The 24,274-nt window shown below is 47.3% G+C and carries 18 protein-coding genes; 8 read left to right on the plus strand and 10 right to left on the minus strand.

What is annotated here, in order from left to right; genetic code table 11:
- The first annotated feature begins 23 nt into the window (after positions 1-23).
- Positions 24-335, plus strand: coding sequence for a DUF4242 domain-containing protein (locus H6G89_RS09995; protein WP_190505592.1), 312 nt, complete (start codon positions 24-26; stop codon positions 333-335).
- Positions 336-414: 79 nt separating this feature from the next.
- Here H6G89_RS09995 and H6G89_RS10000 read toward each other — a convergent pair whose 3' ends face one another.
- The 7 genes from H6G89_RS10000 to H6G89_RS10030 all read right to left on the minus strand — a co-directional run bounded on the left by H6G89_RS10000 (position 415) and on the right by H6G89_RS10030 (position 12,661).
- The gene (locus H6G89_RS10000) at positions 415-957 is read right to left on the minus strand and encodes a chemotaxis protein CheW (RefSeq protein WP_190505594.1); all 543 of its coding nucleotides are present in this window, start codon (positions 955-957) and stop codon (positions 415-417) included.
- A gap of 157 nt (positions 958-1,114) precedes the next feature.
- Positions 1,115-4,246, minus strand: coding sequence for a hybrid sensor histidine kinase/response regulator (locus H6G89_RS10005; protein WP_190505596.1), 3,132 nt, complete (start codon positions 4,244-4,246; stop codon positions 1,115-1,117).
- Positions 4,247-4,928: 682 nt separating this feature from the next.
- Positions 4,929-8,555 (minus strand): GAF domain-containing protein, encoded by a 3,627-nt coding sequence (locus H6G89_RS10010; RefSeq protein WP_190505598.1) that lies wholly within the window; start codon positions 8,553-8,555, stop codon positions 4,929-4,931.
- Positions 8,556-8,663: 108 nt separating this feature from the next.
- The gene (locus H6G89_RS10015) at positions 8,664-9,542 is read right to left on the minus strand and encodes a chemotaxis protein CheW (protein ID WP_190505600.1); all 879 of its coding nucleotides are present in this window, start codon (positions 9,540-9,542) and stop codon (positions 8,664-8,666) included.
- Positions 9,543-9,545: 3 nt separating this feature from the next.
- Positions 9,546-9,911, minus strand: coding sequence for a response regulator transcription factor (locus H6G89_RS10020; RefSeq protein WP_190505602.1), 366 nt, complete (start codon positions 9,909-9,911; stop codon positions 9,546-9,548).
- 64 nt (positions 9,912-9,975) lie between these two features.
- On the minus strand, positions 9,976-11,148 hold the full coding sequence (locus tag H6G89_RS35650) for a response regulator (protein WP_190505603.1): 1,173 nt from the start codon (positions 11,146-11,148) through the stop codon (positions 9,976-9,978).
- A gap of 910 nt (positions 11,149-12,058) precedes the next feature.
- Entirely contained in the window at positions 12,059-12,661 is a 603-nt protein-coding gene (locus H6G89_RS10030) for a PadR family transcriptional regulator (protein ID WP_190505605.1), read from the minus strand.
- Positions 12,662-12,883: 222 nt separating this feature from the next.
- Here H6G89_RS10030 and H6G89_RS10035 point away from each other — a divergent pair, with 222 nt between their 5' ends.
- Positions 12,884-13,294, plus strand: coding sequence for a hypothetical protein (locus tag H6G89_RS10035; protein ID WP_190505607.1), 411 nt, complete (start codon positions 12,884-12,886; stop codon positions 13,292-13,294).
- Between the two features lie 569 nt (positions 13,295-13,863).
- On the opposite strand, the gene H6G89_RS10040 is transcribed toward H6G89_RS10035, so the two are convergent.
- Positions 13,864-14,622, minus strand: coding sequence for an alternative oxidase (locus H6G89_RS10040; RefSeq protein WP_255519388.1), 759 nt, complete (start codon positions 14,620-14,622; stop codon positions 13,864-13,866).
- Positions 14,623-15,024: 402 nt separating this feature from the next.
- Here H6G89_RS10040 and H6G89_RS10045 point away from each other — a divergent pair, with 402 nt between their 5' ends.
- From H6G89_RS10045 to H6G89_RS10065, 5 genes are all read left to right on the plus strand, one after another.
- Positions 15,025-16,965, plus strand: a complete 1,941-nt coding sequence (locus tag H6G89_RS10045; protein WP_190505611.1) for a sensor histidine kinase — start codon at positions 15,025-15,027, stop codon at positions 16,963-16,965.
- 474 nt (positions 16,966-17,439) lie between these two features.
- Positions 17,440-18,075: a GNAT family N-acetyltransferase gene (locus H6G89_RS10050; protein WP_190505613.1), complete on the plus strand. Its 636-nt coding sequence runs from the start codon at positions 17,440-17,442 to the stop codon at positions 18,073-18,075.
- 226 nt (positions 18,076-18,301) lie between these two features.
- A complete protein-coding gene (locus H6G89_RS10055; RefSeq protein WP_190505615.1) occupies positions 18,302-18,772 on the plus strand; it encodes a hypothetical protein in 471 nt (156 codons plus the stop codon).
- Positions 18,773-18,908: 136 nt separating this feature from the next.
- Complete coding sequence (locus tag H6G89_RS10060) at positions 18,909-19,673, plus strand: hypothetical protein (RefSeq protein ID WP_190505617.1); 765 nt, start codon at positions 18,909-18,911, stop codon at positions 19,671-19,673.
- A 130-nt stretch (positions 19,674-19,803) separates the two neighbouring features.
- A complete protein-coding gene (locus H6G89_RS10065; protein ID WP_190505619.1) occupies positions 19,804-21,234 on the plus strand; it encodes a serine/threonine protein kinase in 1,431 nt (476 codons plus the stop codon).
- Between the two features lie 297 nt (positions 21,235-21,531).
- Here H6G89_RS10065 and H6G89_RS10070 read toward each other — a convergent pair whose 3' ends face one another.
- On the minus strand, positions 21,532-21,669 hold the full coding sequence (locus H6G89_RS10070; RefSeq protein WP_190505621.1) for a hypothetical protein: 138 nt from the start codon (positions 21,667-21,669) through the stop codon (positions 21,532-21,534).
- Positions 21,670-21,734: 65 nt separating this feature from the next.
- Here H6G89_RS10070 and H6G89_RS10075 point away from each other — a divergent pair, with 65 nt between their 5' ends.
- The gene (locus H6G89_RS10075) at positions 21,735-22,931 is read left to right on the plus strand and encodes an MFS transporter (RefSeq protein WP_190505623.1); all 1,197 of its coding nucleotides are present in this window, start codon (positions 21,735-21,737) and stop codon (positions 22,929-22,931) included.
- A 231-nt stretch (positions 22,932-23,162) separates the two neighbouring features.
- On the opposite strand, the gene H6G89_RS10080 is transcribed toward H6G89_RS10075, so the two are convergent.
- Entirely contained in the window at positions 23,163-23,540 is a 378-nt protein-coding gene (locus tag H6G89_RS10080) for a hypothetical protein (protein WP_190505625.1), read from the minus strand.
- Positions 23,541-24,274: the final 734 nt, after the last annotated feature.

Raw genomic sequence — 24,274 nt, forward strand, 5'->3', positions numbered from 1 at the left:
AATCTCAACGATTAGAAACCTCTATGGCGCGTGTTCTAGTTGAAAAAATCTTTGACCCACCGATCACAGAAGACCAGTGGAATCAGGATGTGAGGCGAGCAATACCCTGCCATCAAAGCAACCGCGTGTACTGGATTCGCTCTATGATGGCTCACGATCGCAGTCGAGTAATTTGTGAGTTTGACGCTCCAGACGCCGAAACCGTACGGCGATCGTTTCGCAAAGTGGGTCTGCCGTTTGCCCGCATCTGGACGGTGGAGGTATTGGAACCCGTCGTGGATCATCAGGGAACCATTGGCACCAAAGGTTGGTTGGTGGGCGATCGCCAAAGTTGATTCATTCCTGCGATGCCAGTGATTCAGGAGGACTCGATATTATCGCTTTGGGTAGAGAGCTGAGGACAAAAGCAATGGCTCAAACCCTGATGTTGGGGGAGCTTTCTGACTCGTCTCCGCCCTCATCGAATGTGGCTACGGCATTCAAATGAGCCGCCTGATGCAGATCGAGCAGTAAGATCTTGTGGGTCACATCCTGTTGATTGACCAGCGCGAAATGGTCAGCCATCTGCGCGATCGCCTTACTATACGCGACCGGGAGAGGCTGAATATCAGCCAGTGGCAACTCTTGCAGGGTTGGAGGTCGATCCACTGGAATCGCATAGAGGTCTTGATAGGCTTGAGCAATGATCAGACACCGGATGGGCGATCGCCCTTGAGCCATTGCCGTAGAGGCTAACCATGAATGCAAATTCAACACGGTCAGGGGTTGATGATCAAACAAGATCAACTCTTGATTGTGAATGCTATGACTCAGTTCAACAGAGCAATAGATGACCTTCACAATGGCAGAGAGGGGCAACGCCAGCAGTTGATTGGCGATCGCAAATACAATGGCTTTGCAGCTTTCTTCCAATGCGGTTGTCGATTGAGTTGACGGAACAATGAGCGTGTTAGACATGAGTAGTTATTGAAGATAAAAAATTATTTTGGCGTTGCTGAAATGACAAATGATACGTAAATTCCCAACGTGAGCGAGACGCTCACTCTATCGGGATCATCACAAGGGAGTGCGAGCATCTTGCTCGCGATTTCATATCCTCAATCAGCAACGCCAATTATTTGATATGAATCAGGTTTGTCACCGTAGAGAGTAACTCACTCTCTTTGTAGGGTTTTGTCAAATAAGCAGATGCGCCCAATTGAAGAGCTAACTGACGATGTTTGTCGGCAGTGCGAGACGTTAACATGACCACCGGAATCTGGACGTAGCGTAGATTTTGCCGAAACTGATTGAGGAATTGGAAGCCATTCATACGGGGCATTTCGATATCGCAAATCACCAGTGCAATATCAGAATGTTCTTGTAAATAGGCGATCGCCTCCAATCCATCCTGCGCCTGTAGCACCTGAAACCCTCCCTTGATCAAGGTGCTGCTGAGAGCCTGTCGCAGCGTTAACGAGTCATCCACGACAAGCAAAACACGCTCCTGCTTGATAACTCTTGCACCTGATTTTGTCCCGGCTTTTGCGCCATCCAACAAAGGAAGCTGATTCAGTGAGGATATTTTAATCGGACTGGTTTGATGCCATTCCAGAGCAGCGGATTGAGATTGGACTAACTTGCGTGCATCAATCACCAATGCCAATCCGCTGTTACCCAGGATGCAACAACCATACACATATGGCGGTGAGGCGATCGCCGCTCCCAGTGGACGAATCACTAATTCCTGCTCCCCTAACACTTGATCGACCGCTAATCCACTTAAGCCATGGGCAGTATTCAGCAAAAGAACAGCAAAGGAATTTTCGCCAGCGAGAGCCTTGGATAGATCAGTCAGTGTTGATTCTGAACTGGAAAGTTGAGGAAGTTGATAACCACTTTGCTGTTTGATCGGATTAGCCTTATAGGTAATCAATTTAGATAGCCATTGAATTGGAATCAGTTGGTCTTTATTTTGAAATCGCCAACGTAACGCAAACTGTTGGTCAGCCGTTTGTTGCAATTGCTCTAAACGGACTGCAATTACTTGTTGAATGCTCTCAACAGGTAATGCATAGACATTGTCGTCTGCATTGCACACCAACAGTTTTGCAATAGTCAGTGAAACAGGTAAATGCAGTGTAATGGTTGTGCCTTTTTGAGCAATAGAAGCAACACTGACCTGTCCATCCAGGGTTTGCACCTGGGCACGCACGACATCCAATCCCACCCCTCGTCCTGACAGGTCGTTGATTTGTGAAGCCGTCGAGAAACCCGGTTCAAACACCAAATTGAGCAAATCAGCCGGAGAACTTTGCTTAATTTGTTCCGGTGATAAAAGATTCAGCTCCATTGCCCGTTGAGCAATCTGCTCTAAATCGATGCCACCACCATCATCTCGCACTTCAATCAACGTCTGGTTACCGTCATGATAAGCGCAAATTTCAATTCGCCCAACATCGGGTTTGTGTCTTGCTCGCCGCACATCAACCGACTCGATTCCGTGGTCAAACGCATTGCGAACCAGATGCAACAGAGGATCGTAGAGTCGCTCAGCGATCGCCTTATCGACTAAAACATCCTTGCCCATCAGCACTAGCTCAACCGACTTATCGTAAGCCGCGCTCAACTGCTGCAACACTCGTGGAAAGCGATTAAACACTTCTCCCAATGCTTGCATTCGAGCGGATGTCAACCCATCGCGCATCTCGGCCAGCAATCGGTGTTGTGCCGATCGCCCATAGCGAGTGTGCCGTGTGAATTGATCAATCTCTTCTGAGGTTTCCTTAAGCTGGGTGAATTGATTTAATGCCTGTTGAATCAGAAAATGCAAATCGTTGTATTGGTCTAACTCCAGGGCATCAAACTCTGGCGTTGGTGAATAGGCAGGTATCACCGTTGGTGCGATCGCCTGTGTTCCCCAGGTTCCTTTTCTCACTAACATGCGATCGGATAAATCCTGCAAATCGCCCATGATTTGTTGGTGCTTTTGCAAGTTGGACAACAGTTTTCGGACGGTGAACCGCAATGATTCATCCTGGTTGACCTGGCGATTCTGGTGAATTAGTAACTCAGCGGTGATATAGTTCAACCGCTCTAATTGTTCAATTTCAACCCGAATAGTGGATGATGTAGGACTCGAATGGGCTGATTTTGCACCATCAATGGGAGTAGGATAAAGGGTCTTCGTTTGCACTGTACCCACTGCACTCAAGCTTGATGTCTCGGCTAACGCTGACTCACGCTCTGGTGTCATTTCTGGAGCCGTGATCGTTTCTAGAGCGGTTGCAGCAGATTTTGTCGTGCCCATGAGGGGCATCAAACCCGGCTCAACCTCGTGACCTGTGAATTTTGAAGGTTGTGAAGTCACTGTTGCCGCAGCATTGGCAAGGAATTCGCCACTCAATAGCTGGTCTAATTCCTGTTCAATTTGTTGCAGTAAATCCGCCGACTCCAATTCCTCAATCTCTCCCTCAGCCATGGTTTGAGGAGACTCAACCGTTGCCAACTGCCGCAGCGCAGTTGAGGATGCGCCTCCTTCCGTGCGATCGCCCTGCAAAACGGCACTCTGTCCCTGACGAAAATCTTGCAATGCCAACCGAGCAATCTGCATCACTTGCTCCGGATGCTGCTTGAGAGCGGTGAGAGTCGTCTGGGCGATCGCTTCAAATCCTGGCAACTCCAAAGACTCCGCCAGACCCAACAAAATCTCCGCTGTGGTTTGCACAACGGTTTGGAGGGTTTGGGGATTGTTCTCCTGAAGAGCCTGTTCTAGAGTCTCTAAGCGTTGGCTGACTCCCGATTCAAACATTGATTGCACAATGTCAAACCCCAGATCAGCCGAGGTGGGTAGCATGGCTTCTTGATCAAAACAGTCCCCTAACTTGTCTTGCAGTTGGGCAATGACGGATGCAGCGCGATCGAGCATGGCAGACTCGTTGATCGCCCCTCCAGTGAATTCGGCGGAGAGCGTTAACCGCAAACACTCATATCCCTGAAATAGCAGGGCTTCAACCTCAGCATCGATCACGACATTGGGGTTGTAGAACATCTTGAAGATGTCTTCTAAGACGTGGGATAGCGTTTTGATTGTTTCTAAGCCAACGCTAGCTGCTGCCCCTTTGAGGGTGTGAGCCGATCGCATTAAGTTGTGCACCGTGGCGATCGTCCGATTGGTTCGCAAACTCAATAAATCCTGCTCGATACTGTGCAGCAAGTCGTTGGCTTCTTCAAGGAAATAGGCGTAGGTTTCGGAGTTGGCAGACATGAGGGCAAGGGAGAGGGAGGGATGAAGGATGAAGGATAAAGGGTGAAGGATAAGGGGTAAAGGATGAAGGATGAAGGATAAAGGGTGAAGGATAAGGGGTAAAGGATGAAGGATAAAGGATGAAGGATAAAGGATGAAGGATGAAGGATGAAGGATGAAGGATAAAGGATGAAGGATGAAGGATAAAGGATGAAGGATAAAGGGTGAAGGATAAAGGATGAAGGATGAAGGATGAAGGATGAAGGATAAAGGATGAAGGATAAAGGATAAAAGATGAAGGACGAAGGATAAAAGTAATACCGATTTAATGTTTGATTGTGGTAGATCACTGGGTAGGGGCGTTTCGCGAAACGCCCTTACGGAATCATGTGCAGCGAAGCCAATTCAAATTGGGATAGCAGTACTCACTAAGGTTAGAACGGGGTGGATAGGAGCACAGCCCCCACACCCCCTTATGTCCTAATGCATATGCGTAGGGCTATATAAGACATCGACAGAGTGGGTAGGGGCGTTTTGTAGCGTTGCTGAATAGAGGGATGATTATTTTGACACAGACGTGAGCGAGACGCTCACACTCCTTTCAGGTGAATCGTTTCAACCAGTGCGAGCATCTTACTCGCGACTCATTCATCCCCAAGATCAGCAACGCCCGTTTTGTAAAACGCCCTTCATCCTGCAAAAGCTACGACACCTTAAACTGCCCCACACTGGCTTGCAGTTCTTGAGCCGTCGTCAACAAATCCTGGAATGAGGTCGAGATTTGAACCGAGTCAGTCGAGGTCTTGTTAGCGATCGCCACCACGTTTTGCATGGTTTGAATCACAGTCTGTGACTGCTGAATTTGGGCCTGAGTGGATTGGGTGATGCCCTGTAACAACTCACTAATTTGTCCGGTTGCAGTGACGATCGCGTTTAAGCTCTGGCGTGTTTCGGTTACCAGATTCGTACCGCTCACCACCTGCTGAATGCCAGTATCCATTGCGGTTGCAACGGCACTGGTTTCCGCTTGAATCTCCTGCACTAATTTCTCAATCTCGGTAGTTGCCTCTGCTGATTGTTGCGCCAGCGATCGCACCTCATCTGCCACCACCGCAAATCCCCGCCCATATTCTCCAGCACGAGTCGCCTCAATGGCTGCATTCAATGCCAGAAGTTGGGTTTGAGTGGTGAAGTTGTTGATCAAATTCACCACTTTTGAGATCTTTTGAGAGGACTCGCTAAGGCGTTTGATTTTCTTCGTCGCCTCAGACACCGTCTCCCGAATGGCAAGAATCCCATTTACACTGCGGTTCATGGCAGCATCACCCTGTTGCACGGTCTGATTGGCTTGTTGTACGGCTGTTTCCATCTGATGGGTGTTCGCTGCAACGGTTTGAGTAGCGTTTACCATCGCCTCAATTTGGGTCAGCGCAGAGGTGATTTCCTGTGCCTCCTGCTTTGCCTGTTCTGACAGAGCAGCGATCGCCTTACCACTCTCAGTGGAGGTTTGCCCCACTTTAGCCGCACTGCTTTGGACTTGAGTCACAATCCGACGCAACGACTGAATTGTATTGTTGTAGGCATCGGCAACCGTCCCGACCTCATCTTCGGTAACAATCGCCCGCACCGTTAAATCTCCCTGCAATACAGGACGCACAGAAGAGAGCAGTTGAATCACATCCTGTTGTAGTTTTTCCTTAGCTGTTTTCTCCCGTTCAGCAGCTTCAGATAGCTGCTGTGACTGGGTTTGAATCTGTTGCAGATATTCTGCCTGTTGTAAGGCAATACCCAGTTGCGCTGCAATTTGGGTCAGAAATTGCACATCACCTTCTTCCCAGTGACGAGGAGCACTATGCTGAAATGCGGAGAGCAACCCCCACAACTCCTTACCACGAAAGATGGAAACGACTAGACAAGCTCTAACGCCAAAATTCTCTAACGCTTCGAGGTGACAATCGGTGATATCAGCCGCATAGACATCATTCACAATATACGGCTCATTCATGCGAAATCGACCACCTTGATGCTCTGAGAGATAGGGATCTTCCCAACCGCTACCTACTAGCCGATTCAGGTCAGCCGCACCAGCTTCAACCAGAAAATCACCATAAAAGTTTGGACGAAACTTGTAGATCGTCAAACGCTCTACTTTTAAGAATCGCCGCGCCTCTTGTACCGTTGTGTTAAAGATTGAATCTAAATCCAACGTTTTGCGGATGCGATCAATCACTTTAGCGACGGCTCTCTCTTGTTCTGCTTCCTTAATCAACTGAGTTGATTTTTCTTGCAGTTGGGCGACAAATTCCGCCTGTTGCAAGGCTAACCCAACTTGAGTACTGATTTGAACTAGCAAATTCTTATCCGCATCTTGCCAGCGTCGGGGAGCACCATTTTGATAAGCAGCAAGCAGTCCCCAGAGTTTTTGTCCCGCATAGATAGCAACAATGACGTAGGCTCTAATTCGATAATTTTCTAGAGCTTCGATGTAACAGGGAGAAAAGCCCGCTGTGTAGATGTCTTCCTCCACTCGAAACACCCCCACCTGATTGAATAGACCCCCCTTGTTGGCTTGTAAGTAAGTATCGTTGTAGGGTAGAGTCTTCGGCAGTTCTGCGCTACATTCACTAATGTTGTCTCGCAGGGTTGGGCTATTGTCCTGTTGTTGCAACATAGACGGCCAGCCATTACCAACTGACTCTGCCACAAACTCTCCACTCCAATCGGGGTTAAAGCGATAGACAACGGCACGATCGCACGCTAACAACTGCCGTATTTCTTGCACCGCGACCTGAAACACGCCCTCAACATCATCGGGACGACGAATTTTGTTGATGACCTTGGCGATCGCCTGTTCCCGCTCAATCGATTTGATGTAGTCCACTCGTTGCAATGCAACTTCAATCGCACCGCCAACCTGCAACAACAAATTCGTTTCATACTCCAACCAGTGCCGTGGTCCTGAGTTTTGATACACCCCTAATAATCCCCACAAATTCCCGTTATGAAAGATGGGAACAATCAAGTAAGCTTTTGCTTGATATTTTGCTAATGACTCTAGATAACAGGGAGAGAAACCCGCTTTGCTGACATCATTGATGCGGGTGAACTTTTCTCCCATCATGTATTTACCGCCCTGGGTTTGTTTGAGATAGGTATCCTGGTCGAGTGCTCCAAACTCGCCCCAATTTCTCAAAACACAGCGATCGCTCTCAGTGCGATTACCTTGCAAGAGTGCTTCGTGCTTCTGTTCTTCCAGCACAGACACCCACCCACTGCCAACAGACTCTGCAATAAATTCGCCACTCCAATCGGGGTTAAATCGATACACAACGGCGCGATCGCACTTCAGGGCATAGCGAATATCTTGAGTCGCAGCCCGCAAAATAGTGAATGCATCTTTGGCTTGACGGATTTTTTCCGTTACTCGCAAGATGGCTTGTTCTTGTTCCAGTTGTTGCTTCAACAGATGATGAAATTCTAGCTGTTGCAAAATTGCAACCAGTTCCGCTACCACCTGTTGTAATAGTGTGATTTCAGCTTCTTGCCAGCGACGCGGTTTATGACACTGCTGGACAACCAACAACCCCCACATCTGTTTATTTAACACAACGGGAATCGCAAAACTCGCCTTCGTTTGAAATCTCTCAAACAACTGCATTTGGTACGGTGAAAACGATCGCTGATACACGTCTTCGATCGCAACAAGTTGTCGTTCATAGTCACTGGCTTTGCCTAACCCAAAGCAATGGGCTTTCAGCATTTCTCCCAGCATTGGAGTCCAGCCATCCACCAGTGCTTCGGCTAAAACACTCCCCTGATCGACCGTATCAAACCGATAGATTAAGGTGCGATCGACTTCTAAAATCTCTCGAATTTTATGAGCCGCAATTGAGAACAGAGTTTCCGGTTCAGCCGCTTGATGTAACTGTTGGGCGATCGCCTCTACTTGCTGACGATTCAATTTAAACTGCTGTTGTACTGTATCAGTTGTTTGTCCCTTGACATCTTGATGTGCCCCACGGACAACGTTGAGAAGATGTTGGATCTTCTCACGCATCTCCGGATTTTCTAATGCTCCAGTCTTCTCTAACTCTGCTTTGATCGCAATTAAAGCACTGGTTGCCTGTCGAATATCAACCGTATTCTTCCAGTCGGCTGAACCATTTTCACTCTTACTATCACTTGTAATAACAGGTGCTTTGTTAGAACCTGGGACTTTTTCAGGCCCTTTGGTTGCATTTAGTTGAACGTGCTCCGCAGCGTATTCTTCACTAAGAGGTGGAATATGATTGAGTTCGTTTAAAGCATTTGTTCTGAGTTGATTAACCATGTGAAAACTCCATTCAGGTGTAAGCCGATTGTCAATCGGGAGAAGTGGTAATGCACCTGAAACATTGAATCTACAGCTAAGACCGCTATATAGAAGAACGTCTATCAGTTATGACAATGTTACTTGTGTAATCAGTGCTCTGGCATCTAAGACAAAACTATAGGGGTGTGGCAGATAGCCCTGCAAAAATGATCGCAACGGTAGAGGAAATAGATCGGCAGAAGTAGGCTGTACATTCTGGGGATCGTGTAACTCGATATCTGTTACGCGAGAAACAACTGCCCCTAATGAGAGTCCATCCTGTTGCAAAACAATGACCGTTAGCATGGATGTCAGTTGTCTATCGAGTTCAGAGAATCCTAACTGTTGTTTGAGATCGACCAACCACACAATTTCCCCCCGATGGTTGTAAACTCCCAACACATGATGGGGAGTATCAGGGACAGGTAGGATGTTATCAACGCTTACTCTCAACACTTCTCGAATTGACTCCAGAGCTAATAAAGCCGTCTCTTGAGCCGTTAGATGAAACCGCAGAAAGCGAGTTTGTTGAGCGGCAACTTCTGGGGTTGTCGTTGTGGTTGGTTGCTTGGATTCATGGCTACCTTGATGTAACCAATTCAATAGGGAAGAGGAGTGGGGGACAGCGATCGCCGATTGAGCCAGATTGAGATCATCACACCAGGCGGGCATATTCTGACCAACCTGACGCGCATAGATGCGTATTTTTTCAAGCGTTTTGAACTGACTGAGGCTGTTTCGTAGCCAGTTCATCGTCTCCGATGGATGGGGCACCTCGTCTGCCTCTAGCAGAATGCACAGGCAACCATGCCGCCAAACCGTCACACTCATTCCCGCATGGGTATTGTGTTGTCGTAAAAAAGTGGCGATCGCAAATGGATCGAGTCGTTGCGCTTCAAGTTGCGCTAGCTCTGCCACATTTGATGGCTCAGAATTGGGGCGATCGACCGTTTGAATAGCACTCATTCCTCAACCTCGCATCAGTTGTTGAACGGTGCGTAATAATTCCTGTTCATCAACAGGTTTTGATAAGTAAGCGTCCGCCCCCAACATACTGCCCCATATCTTGTCGGCATTCGTGCCCTTCGTAGAACACATAATTACAGGAATAGAATCTGTAGTGGGGTTTGTCTTAATTTCACGACATAACTCAAATCCACTCTGTCCTGGCAAAATTACATCTAACACAATTAGATCTGGTTTTTGTTGATGCAGTTTCTCTTGAGCCTCTTCCCCACTTCTTGCAAGCACAACGGATAAACCCGCCTGCTGCAAGCACTTGGTAATTAGCTCTGACTGTGTCAGGCTATCTTCAACAAGAAGTACTGTATTCATAACGCTTCAAACTAAACTCTCTAGCTTAACTAAACAGGGGATATGAGATGCACTCATGATTGAGTTAAGATGGCACTACATCCTGACTCACCACAGTAGTAGCCAACAAGTGTCGCCGTACTGCATGGACAACTCGTTTTCCATCTACAGGTTTTGCTAAAAAGTCAGATGCACCCACCAACTTAGCACGCACCCGATCCACAATGCCGTCGTTTCCAGTCAAAATCACCACAGGGGTATTTTTGAACGCAGACACTCGACGGATCTGAGCACAAATCTCATAGCCACTCGCAATCGGCATGACGAGATCTAGAAAAATTAGATCAGGTTTATGCTCAAGCAGTGTGGGCAATGTCTTTAAGGGATCTTGCACAGCAATGAAGCGGTAGCCTGCTAATGTGAGAATGCGTTCCATAGTGCGGCAGACGTTGAGGTTATCGTCAACACAGGCAATGAGCGATGCATTGGCAGCAGGAGGCGGTAATGTTGAAATGGGTCTTACAGGAGCGGATTTCAGGTCAACCAGATCAGCGATTGGTTGCAACTCAATCCAGTTCTTATGAACGTAGTTAATGATTGACCCAGTTAACAGTAACAAGTTTTGTTTGGTAGTCGCGGCGATGTCACGCAGGGTTGATTGACCATCCAGAGTTGTCTCTAGCTTGGTTAAAACCTGCTCAGAGAGTTGTCCCCGGAGTCTATCAGGTTGCTGCAAGACAGGTGCGAGATTCGGCGAGTAGGTCGCCAAATCAGCATCAACCCAACGTTGCCACAGATGTAGCGTATGATTCAAAATCTGCTCTGAATGAACTAAGACGATCGCTTCTTCCAGCGTTTGTTGAGTTGTAAAACGACAGGTCAACGTCCCCTCGGTTGTCGTTTGAATAATGTCAAATAGAACCTCGGTAATAGTCTGCTCAATCAGAGCGATCGCCTGTTCTCGCTTAATCCGCTGGCGTTTCAATAGAATAATCAGTACCAGATATTCCCAAACTTTGGAAACCTCTTTATTGGCAAGTTGAATGTTGTTTTGGGGCAATTCTGGACAACACTGCCTCAACAGACGATACCAGCGTCTAAACCGATGTATCCCTCCAGTTGCCCAGACTAAGCGACCCAATCGAAAAAACAGGCTCCAGGTTTCATGGGGCGATCGCAGATCCATTCTGCCTGTGAAATAGGAATCTTTATTCAGTTGAAAACGATTTACAAGTTGTGTGATCTTTAAGGGTTCCACAATACATTCTCCAAACCTTAACGCTGAATTCCCTCTCTAGAAACGGTTTGGTAGATAGAGTTGAACACCCGTGAACAGTCATTATCTGTCCTAAAATTCGCCAGATTAATGTTCCGAAAAACTTGAAGTTTTTCAGCCAAATTGACAAGAGCAGAGACTCCACTGTTAAAGGCTCACCGACAAGATCATCTTTCAAGGAAATACTTTTATAGAAAATGCTTTTAGCCAAAAAAATAGCCCCGTATACCATCACAGCCTTCTGAGCAGAATTGCTGGATGAAGCTATTTATCAACTGAAATGACATTTGTGAGAAATACACTGATTTAGAATTAGTGAAGCCTAACATGTCTAATAACGCAATGTTGCAATGAGCTAGTGTTGCAATAAGCTAGTGTTGCAACAAACATCGTGTGTTATTGAAGATGAAATTTTGCAAACCAAAATTACAAGTTCGGAACAGAATTGTCATCTGTGGTAGCTGAGTAATCCCTTGAAGCAATTCTTACATAAAAAATTAATAGTTGGTGGGATTTATCATATTTTTGTGGGTAAATACGGTTTTTTTTAAAAAGTGATGAACTTGCACAGGCTTTCCTGAGCAAAATGGCACTTTTTGACGCCTTTTTTTTAAATTTTCTGATAAATCCGTATTTTGTACAGGGTAATTACGTACGTGGAATTACTGGACTTACTGAGAAGCGAACTAAACCGTAAAATCACAATCCAAACTGCTTTGCGAAGATATCTACTTGAAAAACAAGCATTCGCATCAATTATTTGTTTCATACAGGACTTAGAGTAGCTATGTATCAAATTAACTTGTTAGAGGCTTGCTAGTCAATGGCGACTTTATATCTTGCAAGTAACTCAAATCAATCAATAAAAACCTTTATTATTACTTCAATAAAACTAGTTTTCACGTTGAACATCTTCCTCTAAACCATCATTTTGTAATTGTTGTAATTGCGCGATCGCACTCTGTAACCAATCCAAATACGTTTGTTCACGCCGTATGGCTAAATCGATCGCCAATTGTTGCATCTGGTATTCACGCGATGTTGATCGTTCGCGATCGACCGTCTGAGCAACGACTTCATTGGAGACACCACTTCGCATTGCTTCACATTCGGCTAATTTTTGACGACGACCTGCTAACTGACATTGCAGCAAGTGAATCACCGCTTCATCCGGCAATAGGGCAGCAAAGTGAATTTGAACCAGTAGCGGATCTCGCACAATGGGTAGGGTTTGGGGCGATTGCAACCAGCGAATCAACTCTGCTTTGCCTGCCTCCGTCACTGTGTAAACTTTGCGGTTAGGGCGATCGTGCTGAATCTCAACAGTGCAGTGAATCCATCCCTGCTCCTCTAACTTATCTAGCGTTCTATAAATCTGTGCCTGATCCGCCTGCCATAGGTGCGCGATACACCCATCAAAACAAGTCGTCTTGAGGTCGTACCCAGTTCTCTCTTCCTGTTGCAGCAGACCTAGAATAATGTGCGCTAGTGACATATGAGGATTCCACCGGATGTTTGTGCGGTTTTCTGGGGAGGAAGGGGAGGAAAGCCGACCCAATGCATTACTTATAATACTATGCTAATATATGATTAATCATATATAGGACTAATTCACAACTCTCTGCACCATTCTCTGTAACTCAGTCCTATACCCCACGCGCTCAAGCCGACAGGCATCTCTCTATATAATCACCGTCACGAAAGGATAGCACTATCCATGTCTAATGTACTTACACAGCGCATTCGCCAACATCAAAACCTCGCTGCACTCCGGAACAAACTACTGAAACTCCATCAAGTTTTACTAGACATTGAACGCAACACCTATGAGCAAGCTCAGGGGCGGGTTTCTCGCGGTGAACTGTTGCAACTGGTCATTAACCACGAACAGTTTGCCTGGTTGCATCGCATTTCAGAGTTGATTGTACAAATCGATGACCTGCTGCGTGCGGATGAGCCTGTGTTACCCGATGAAGTCCAGACGTTGATGGACAATGTGCGATCGCTCTTGTCTCCATCGCTCTCCAATGATGAGTTTGCTGATAAATACGATGCGGCTCTGCAACGTGAACCAAACGCAATCCTGGCACACGCAGATGTTATTCATTTGCTAACTGAGATGGCGTAGCTTCGAGATGTCACATCGGTAGTGTCCTAAGTTCGGTTTAAACTCGCGGCTATCAAGGCGAAGTTCGCCGACGCGGGCTACCGGAAATCAAAGGTTTACTCAACCGACGCAGATTGGTTTTGTTTGTATAGCCGCAGCCACATTTGATGGGGCAGAGGTGAGTCTGAAAGCTTCCCAGATCAGAATTTGAGCCACTACTCATACCAATTTGAATTGGCTTCGCTGCACATGATTCCGTAAGGGCGTTTCGCGAAACGCCCCTACCCAGTGATCTGCCACAATCAAACATTAAATCGGTATCAGGTTCAATGATAAAAAAGGAGAGGATTATCTTCCTCTCCTTTAGTGTTTGTTCCTCTCTTTCTTGCAATCAAGATGTATAGCTGTACTCATGGACGTTAGGACATTTCAAAGGCTGGAATCAACAAGGGGCTTAAGCCCCTTGTCCTAACCTGATTGAGTAAAGCTATAACGCTTGATTAGAAGAAATGCATTCCCTCAGGAATGATGTTGTGATACACGACGATTAACAGATGTGGGAAAATTCAGAACACGAGAGCCAACCCGTTTTAAGAAACGAGGGTTTTTTCATCAGACGTCTCAACTGTTAATGCAGGGAATACAGTTTCTGTAACCGTTGTGTGTGGGCTTAAAGCCAAGTCAGCATCAGCACGCTGACAAGCTACCATCGTTTTTACGTGTTCTTGCTCATCATCTCGGATAGCAACAAACACATCATAGAGGTTGTCAACTTTGGGACGACGCTCAGCCGGGACTCTAGCCGATTGAAACTCGTCAAACATGTAGAGGTCGCCATCCCGATAATATTGCACAGCGATCGCCGGAGCAGGTTGTGCTTTTAACTCCGCTTCATTCTCTTTGAGGAACTTGTTATAGCTGCGGAATGCGTGCCCTTCAACCAACTCCATAAAGTGATAAGCCGAGCGAGGACTGACAACATACAGGGCAACAATAATCCAGTAATACAACAGTGCGACACTGCGAGCGAGTAGGCGATCGATCCAGTTTTTGTCGCCACCCAACTCCTCCATAATGAGCAAGTGGTGTAGCTCGTTCCAGGACTCAGCGAAGTGAACCTTCAGCCAATCGACTCTGCGCCACCATCCCAAGGTTTCATAGAGGTGCAGAACTGAGAGATAGGAGAAATAGGGAACCCGTGCTACAGTCTCAAGCACATAGAAGCGGGGATAGGGGCGATCGCGGTAGACCACGTTGATCACAAACACCAGAATGCCAACTAATAATCGAATCATAAAATCTGTCCTTGTGACTGGAGAGCAGCGTTGTTTGAGTGTGGTTGCTCTCAACCAACTTGCTAACTAACTTGTGAGTCTAAAGACAGAATTTGAGGAAGTTGTGAGGGAGGGGCGATCGCCCGGAAAATTGCTATAGTTGCTTAAGACTCCTTAAGTAAGGCAGCACAACTCGGCAGGTCGGCTTAGAATAAGACCATGCTTGTTGGGGTGTATCGCGTTTTCCTGCATCTTGCTTCCGATATTCGGCTCGTGATATTTTAACCCTGCAATATTTCGCAACATTGACGCAATATTGAAAGTGATTTTGACACTTCAAAATCTCCAACCAACGCTCATTTAAAGTTCAACTTCGCTCATTTAAAGCTCAAATTCAGAGAACCTTCCCGATTATGTAACCTGCTTGCGGGTTATTGTTGAGTGCTTTGAGTTCACTAACACTGACAAAGGCGAGCCATGGTGTTCTCGCGGTTTAGGGCGGCAATATCTCACATTTTGCGGGGAGAGCAAGAACCTGCAACAGGACGATCAACGGGGCGATCGCCCTCAGACAAAGCTTCTCAAACTTCTGTCTGTCCACGTTCCTGGAAAATCCATCAAAAGATTGGGTACGGTTATCTGCTGTCAATTGGCATTGGCTTTCTGGGTTCCATCACCGGAATGTTGATTGCCGATTACTATCAGGGACAGAGTATTGAGCAATTATGGGATGCTCAACAACAATCTCAGCTATTGCGCGAATTTGAGAGAACCGCTAACGCATTTCAACTCCACACACTGCGGTTAGCCAATTCGGTTGATCAACCGACCGCATTAAAGGAATATGCAAGGCTACAAACAGCCGCCGCCAGAATTCAAGTTTTAGAACAACAAATTGAGATGTATTTAGCTAGCGACCCAGACTGGCTAGCCACTCAGTCTCATGTGCTCAGTAACTTGATTGCAAGCTATAGTGACCAGATTGCAGGAAATACAAAACGAATCGAGGCACAAATAGGCGTTTCCCCAACAGGTCAACCAAACCTGCTGGCTTTACAAAATCCCCTGCTGAAATCCATTGAGACAGGTTCAGGGGGCAGAATAGATCAACTCAATCGACAACTCGTTGAGATTGTCAGCCTTGCCGAGATCCAGACCCACCAAGCTGGTGAGGCGATGGAATATGCCCAGGGCTTTGAGAAACTGATCATTACTCTGAGTATGATGGGTTTTGCTGCGATCGCTGGTATTTGGGCATGGCGAACCACACGGGCGATCGCCCAACCGATTGAGCAAGTGACCCAACTGGCAGAGCAAGTGGCTACAGAGTCCAACTTTGAATTACGAGTTCCCATCACGACTCAGGATGAAATTGGCTTACTGGCTCAATCAATCAACCAGTTGATTGAACGAGTGGCTGAACGAACCCAATCGCTGCAACAAGCCGTGCAACACGCGGAACAACAGACCCAAATATTACAAAGGACTCTGGCAGAATTGCAAAAAACCCAAACTCATCTGGTGCAGTCTGAAAAGATGTCATCGTTAGGTCAGATGATTGCTGGAATTGCCCACGAGATCAACAACCCTGTGAGTTTTATTCATGGCAATCTCAAATACGCCAAACAATATGTGGCAGACTTACTGCGATTAGTAGAGCTTTATCACGCTTCAACCCTCAATCCTTCATCCGAGATTCAACAGCATCGCAGTACGATCGACTTTGAGTTTATTCAAGCTGACCTGCCAAAGCTACTGTTGTCTTTAGAGATGGGGACAGAGCGAATTCGCAGTATTGTCCTATCCCTGCGCATTTTTTCTCGTTTAAATGAAGCAGCCCTCAAAGCGGTCAACCTCCAGGATGGCATTGAAAGTACACTCGTTATTTTGGGTAATCGGTTGCGAGCGGCTCCCCATCGTCCAGAGATTACCGTGGTCAAACAGTATGGCAATTTGCCTCTGGTGGAATGCTATGCGGGACAACTCAATCAAGTATTTATGAACATTTTGTCGAATGCGATCGATGCGATCGAAGACAGAATTAAAAGTAACTCGTCTGCATTGCTTGAAACTCCAACGGAAGAGCCCTCTCCTCAGTCCTCTAGCCAGGAAAATTGGCAACCCAGTATTTTGATTCGTACAACGGTGATCGACGCCGATTGGGTGAGTATTGAAATAGGAGACAACGGTTTAGGAATTCCAGAAGCCGTTCGGCACAAGATCTTTGATCCTTTCTTTACGACAAAGCCCGTTGGAAAGGGAACTGGCTTAGGAATGTCTATCAGTTATGCGATCGTTGTTGAGAAACACTGTGGTCAGTTGAGTTTTGAGTCTCAATCTGGTAGCGGAACAACGTTCAAGTTGCAATTACCAGTTCATCTGTCTAAACAAATGTCACGCAAAAAAAGTTCGGGATAAGGGTTTTGGCAGTTAAAACCGTAGCTATAGCAAAGTACTGAGAACTGAGAACTGAGAACTGAGGCTAAAGACAGGCAATACGTCGCATTCAAAATGGCTACAGTGTACACACAAATCCTCAGACATCTAATACCGATTTGAACTGTGAAGGCAACGAATGCTGGTATGGGTTGGCAGTGCCAAACCCCTCCCCAACGCTGATTTGCTCATAAAACTCTTTAAAGCGGCACATAGAGACTTTGAACCTTTGCCAAGAGGCTTGACCCAACCAGAAACACCCGTACTTGGAGCCGATGCGAAGCGCGCCTTTGGGTGAACCGAAACACCTTCTGCTCGTCCGGCATGGGTGCTGTCGTTCGTCCTGAACCTACAAATGATTAAGAAAATAGAGCAAAAAAGACCATTGAGACATCAGAAGCGAGGATTATTCATTGCATGATGACTCCACTTTGACAACCCCTCAGGAGCGATCCCATGGCTCTCAGTCCAACCTTTCGACCCGCAACCCTTGATGATTGCGACACCATCGCTCAACTCTTTCAAATTGCCTCCGATGGAGTGTGTGACTACATTTGGAGCACTCTAAGAGAAGAGTACCCCGGTTTGACTCCGTTAGAAATTGGCGCACAACGCTATGCCAACCCCGACAACCCCTTTGGCTATAAAAACTGTGTGCTTGCAGAACAAGATGGCGCGATCGCTGGCATGATGGTGACGTTTGCGACTGATCCGGCAGAAGAAGCCAGCCAACCTGATCAGCCAGAATCTTTGGCTGAGAGCGATCGCCCCACTGAGGAACCTGCTGCCCCTGATATTCTGGCTCCCTATAGCCTGGAAGCCCCCAACACCTGGTATATCTGCGCTCTCGCACTGTTTCCGGCGTTTCGCGGACAGGGCACCGGCACGCAGTTTCTCAAACTGGCACACCAACAAGCTGTCAATCGAGGCTTTTCAAGCCTCAGCCTGCTCTGCTTTGAGCAAAACGTAGGAGCATTGAGGCTCTATCTGAGTCATGGTTTTCAGGTCATCGATCGCACTCCTGTTGTCCCTCATCCTTTGATTCACTACACAGGTGATTTGTTGTTGATGACTGCTGCTGTTAAACCTTAGAACAATCAGGTATATAGGACGTTATCAAACCATTCATTCCTGTAATTTTAGGTATTTCAATCCTCTTCAGTTCAGATGTAGTTCGTGGTTTGCAAGTTGTATAAAATCTTTATCTCATAATGTATTTAATTTGCCTGGAATGTGTTTAGCAACACTTCCATAACAGCAATTCGATCGCGTATTGTAGGTAGCTTATTCTTTGGATCCAAAACTGGAGAGAACAGGTATGAACCATCGATTAAGCATTACGATTACGAGTATTATCGGTACAGTTTTAACAACATCAACCTTACTTGGATACAACTCAGTCTCTGCCCAAGAAACCATGACCCCTGAAGCCATCTATGTCGGTTTATGGCAGGGGGTTGATGAGGTTGATGGTGGCTTTTCAGTGCGCTCTATTCTGCCAACTGACTCCGGCTTCAGGATGGTAGGTCGTGACACATGGCATGGTCCCTGTGGTTATGGTGATCCGGCTACTGTTTTATCGCAATTGACTGTCGAGGAAGGCGTTTTAGAAGGAACGTGGGATCTGAACTGTCAAATTGGGGAAACTGCCGAAAGTGGCGATCGCTCATTTAAAGTTCGTTACACGTTTGACCCTGAGACACAAACCTTGACAGAAACGTTACTAAATCCAACCACAGAGCAACCAATTGACCGGATTCCAATCGTGTTCTTCCGCGTTGCCCCGTAGTTCTGTCCCCTTTGCGCCCCACTCCCACACGCTTGCCATCAAAACCGGGATTGCCATCTGGAAGTCAAAACAGCCATAGTTGAAACGTCAGTCAAAAAACCGCGTTTCTGCTACCAAAACTTCGGGGGCAAGGGTTATGCGTCCAGGTTCTACTTTGCGTATCTTGATCGTGACACTCCTGATTTGGGGAGTGAGTGCAACAGCGGCGATCGCAAATACGTGGCCTCCTATGGCAATCTGGTTACTTCAGATGCCGTTGGGCGCAAGCTTGCTGAGCTATGGTGTGGGATTGGTGGCGATCGCCCTGTTAGAAGGGGCTATCCTGTGGCGACGAGAAAACCTGGCTCTCAAACGGAGCCTGATCATATCTGCTGTGGCAAACCTGTATTCATTAGGACTGGGGTTACTGGCGATCGCAGGCTTCGCTGCCTTGCCCTATAGCATTCTGGGAACTGTATTTCTAGGAACCTTGTATGTCCTGCTGATTCTAGCTTCCTGGTCTTTTGTTCCCTATTTTCAGATGCAGAGGTTAAAGCAATATCCCCTGTGGCGGACTCTATCGCGATTAGCGATTTGGGGTGGCATTTGGTTTGCCCTGTTATTGAGTAGTTTATTGTTGATTTCAATTGTTCATACCATTAATCCAAGAACAACCGCTGGGATTCGTTTTCCTGATCCAACTGTTCCGTTGTATGTGAACGCTCTACAACTGCTTGCAGTCATGCTGTTTATCGGAATTGGGTTTGCGATTAGTGTTGTGTCAGAGGGGGCCTGTCTGACTCGCTGGTTGCCCCAATCTTCTAACCGTTTGTGGCGAACTGTGTTAGTCATGAATTTACGTTCCTATGCTTATATTGCTGTACCGATTACCCTGCTATTTCTGATGAGTAGACGGACATAATGAAGGTGAGCAAATTGGGGTTATTAGTCTGGAGTCCAACTACGCTCACCCCTTCACGACAACATTTAAGCTGCACCTTGTCACTTCTTTGCTCCTCTGTTCTTTCCCTTCGTCTTCTGCTATCGCCTCTATGTTGCAACCTGACCACATCCTCCGCGATCGCTATCAACTGAAACACAAATTAGGACAAGGTGCCGGACGACAAACCTGGTTAGCCCATGACCTGGCAGAAGAACCCGCAGAGCCAGTGGTTATCAAACTCATGACCTTTGGCGAAGAAGTGCGGTGGGATGACTTGAGGCTCTTTGAACGCGAAGCACAAATCTTGCGGCACCTGAACCATCCCCACATTCCCAAATACCGAGACTTTTTCTCGATTGACGATCGCTTATTGCGGTTTGGCTTAGTGCAAAACTACATTCCCGGTACTTCGTTAAAGGACATGCTTGCTCAAGGGAAGCACTTTAGCGAACAGCAGGTACGCCAGATTGCAACTAACCTGCTCCACATTTTGAGCTATCTACACGAACTCAGTCCTCCCGTTTTGCATCGTGATATTAAGCCCAGTAACTTGATCTTAGGAGAAGATAAGTTCATTTATCTGGTGGATTTTGGAGCCGTTCAAGATAAGGCAGCGATCGAAGGAGAAACGTTTACTGTCGTTGGCACCTACGGCTACGCGCCGATGGAGCAGTTTGGCGGACGAGCAGTCCCCGCTTCTGACCTGTATGCTCTAGGGGCAACGCTAATTCACCTGTTAACAGGGGTTTCCCCAGCAGAACTGCCTCAACAGGATCTTCAGATTCAATTTACTGACCACGTTAGTCTTGATCCTGATTTTGTGGACTGGATTCAAATCCTCACACAACCCGATGTCACCAAACGGTTTCAAACCGCACGGCAAGCCCTGGAGGCGTTGCGATCGCCCCAACAAGATGACCCCACCCCCTTACCTCAGCGACGATATACCCCAATCAAACGGTTTGACGTTGCCGAATCTGTTCTTGAGCGATCGCCCCAACGGAAGGAAGGATTCGCATCGTCTAAAACAGTGGTGTCACTGACCAGCCCATCTTTCACCCAAATCCAGATACATCACGCTCCTGATAGGTTGCTCATTCAAACTCCGGGAGCCAATCGATGGAGTTTACTGTTACTCATTCCAATTGGAATCATTCTCTTGATCATTCTTCGAGCCGTTCTTCCTGTCATCACGATTACTGTATCCGGTGCAGGGTTATTTAGCCTATTTCTACTTCTGTTCGCATTGAGTATTTTTTGGGAATTTCTGCCCACGTTTATCGATTTTCAACAGGATCGATTCATCATCTACAAACGTCCTTTCAACTTCACAATACAAACCACCAATCAGCCGATCGCTGATATTCAGGACGTATTTCACACCCTAAAAACCTTTCGCAGTGGTAAACGAACCTACGAGAAACGAGTTGTCGTTGTGCAAACCAGTTACAACGAAACCTATTTTGCCAAGGGGTTCAGTTGGGATGAATGCAACTGGTTGGTGGAGGTGATTCAGCAGTGGTTAGGGTTTTCTCGTTAGCTAAAGCGATACTTCTGTTGCTGATCTGCCACCCTAAATCTGCTTGAATACTGATTTAGCAACTGTCAAAACAGTTAATCCAAGGGGATGTGGGGACTGCGCTCCCAGCCAGGGGTTCCACTCCTGCACCCTGTCCTAACCAACCTTCGGTTGTTATATGTAAGGACGGATTCAGCCGCAAACCCTGGCAGAATAGGGTCTGATATAGCTTTGGTCAGAAAGCTGAAGGCAATGGCAATGGCTCAAACCCTGATGCTGGGAAAGCTTCCTGATTCGCCTCCGCCCTATTGCATGTGGCTAACGTGAATTCGGGATAAGGATTTCGGCGGTTAAACCCGCCGCTATCGAAGCAAAACTGACCTGCGTCGGTTCGTCAAATCCTGCCTTTTCCCTAGTCCGCGTCGGCGGGCTTCCCTCTAATAGCCGCGAATTCATTCGCTGGGCTCTTCAACCGAACTGACGTTAGCTACGGCTATATGACCCGATAAACTTGAATTGTTATGCCTTTTGATCGCGATCGCCCGTCTTTCCCAACCTCATGTTCCTATCGGCTCTGGTTATTTTGCATCTGCGCTGGGATGTTTCTCTTCTTTACCCAGGTGACCATGCTGTTTCCAGTACTGCCGCTGTATGTTGCTCAACGGTGGGGGGAGGCATCTCCCGTGGGGTTGGTGATTGGGGCGATGGCAATGGGGCTGTTGTTTTTTCGCCCCGGAATTGGGCTATTAATCGATCGGTGGGGGCGTAAGCCCGTGCTGTGGATGGGCTTGCTCATTATGATTGGCATTTTGCCACTGTATATCTGGTCGCCCAACCCAGTTTGGTTGATGGGAGTGCGCGTATTTCACGGCATCAGTCAGGCAGCAGTCGCTACCGCATCTCAGACGATGTTAGCGGATTTGGTTCCCCCCGAACGTCGCACGGCGATGATGGGCTATTTAGCCATGTCGAACACGATTGGATTCTCCCTGGGGCCGTTGTTGGGGTCAGTGATGTTCAATAGAACAGGTTTTACTGGGGCCGTGTTGATTATGCTGGTGATTACCCTGATAGGGGTTGGGGTTAGCTTACCGTTACCCTGGTTACAGTCGGGGAGGTCGTCCCTTACGTCTGACCCCACAGGTGACCCTGATCGGGGCTTTCCCTGGAAACATATCCTGGCCTTCCCAGTACGGGATGCAACTTTTCTCTTTTTTATCGGATCTTTTTTGCACGGTGGTGTCGTTACGTTTCTGCCGCTATTCATCGACCACTCGGCGTTGTTCTATAGCCTTAACGCACTCGTTGCAGTGTTAGTGCGATTTGGCTTAGGACGGTGGGAACGGGTTTTGCCGCAACGTTGGTTAGTCAGTGGTGCTCTGTTATGTGAAGGAACGGCATTAGTAGGGTTATCCGGTTTTCCAGAGTATTTGCCCATCTGGTCAGTCATCTACGGTGTAGGCTTTGGAGCATTGTTCCCTGTGTTATCGGCGATCGTCTCATTGTCAGCCCCTGCTGAGATTCGGGGTCGAGTGTATAGCTTTTTTCTGGCAGGGTTTGATGCAGGCATGATGTTAGGAGGGGCAGGGGTACAACCCTTGATCCATACACTGCCACTGCGATCGCTTTTTGTGGTGTTAGGGGGGTTAGGCAGCAGCGTCAGTTTAGTCGCGTTTCGACAGTTTGCCAGACCGGCTCCGGGAGTTGAGGCTAAATAATCTCAATTCGAGTACCGCCAAAATCCTGACCCTAAACTCGTCCCAAATTACATAGCTTTGGTCGGAAAGCTTAGGACGAAGGTAATGGCTCAAATCCTGATTCTGGGGAGCTTTCCGACTTGCCTCCACCCCACCACATATAGCTACGGCTATCGCTGTGGGAGAGTCACCAGGAAGCCGGAGTTTTCTGAAACCCCGACTTCCCATACAATCCAGGTGTTTCAGACAGGCTTAATCACGGCCAGTTTGATTCTCTAACTGACGACCGCTTCGCTTCGCCGTGTCGGGATACAATCCACCCCACTCCTTGAGGGCTTGACCCGACTCTTCTACAATGTTTTCGACGCGATCGCCCACATTATCTTCAGTCTGACGAGCTTCCCGCTCCCACTCGCCCATGGTTTTGGGTCGTTCAGAGTCAATCTGATGAGCCGTATCGCTGACTCGCTTATCGAGTCCACGGTTTTGCTTTCTGTCACCATGGCTTGGATCAGCACTGACCGTTAGCAGCACAATTCCCACCAAAACGACCGACAGCAATTGCTTAACTTGCAGCTTTCTCAGAAATGAACTGAGAGTGGCGATCGCGTTAGAAATTAGATTTATCATGGTCAAACTCCAGTTTTGAATTCTGAATATTGTGTTGTTTTAGAGTTGGGAGCGACATCGACAAACAGCCCCTATAGTGAAGCCAATTTGCTCTGTCAAACCCGAATTAAGACTATCCACAAAAATCTAAGAATTCCTCTAACAGAAGTCGGAACTGTGGCAATACATACCTGCCCCTTAAGCTGTAGAGGGAGGTATAGCAACCGAGGGATCGGCTAGGACGGGGTGCAGGGCTTCCTAGCTCACCTCCGCCCCATCAAATGTGACTATAGCTATCAGACGTGAGCAAGACGCTCACACTCCCTCTGCCTTTACCCCTGATCCCTCATCCCTCATCCTTTATCCTTTATCCTTTACCCCTCATCCTTTATCCCTTATCCTTCATCCTTCATCCTTCATCCTTCATCCTTCATCCTTTATCCTTTATCCTTTACCCCTCATCCTTCATCCTTCATCCTTCATCCCTCATCCTTTATCCTTTACCCTTCACCCTTTACCCCTCATCCCTCATCCCTCATCCTTTACCCCTCATCCTTTATCCTTCATCCTTCATCCTTTATCCTTCATCCTTTATCCTTCATCCTTTATCCTTCATCCTTCATCCTTTACCCCTCATCCCTCATCCTTCATCCTTTACCCCTCATCCCTCATCCTTCATCCTTCATCCTTTATCCTTTACCCTTCACCCCTCATCCCTCATCCCCTTTATCCCTTATCCTTATCCTTGTAACTGA

The organism is Oscillatoria sp. FACHB-1407 (assembly GCF_014697545.1).
In the GTDB taxonomy this organism is placed as follows: Bacteria; Cyanobacteriota; Cyanobacteriia; order Elainellales; family Elainellaceae; genus FACHB-1407.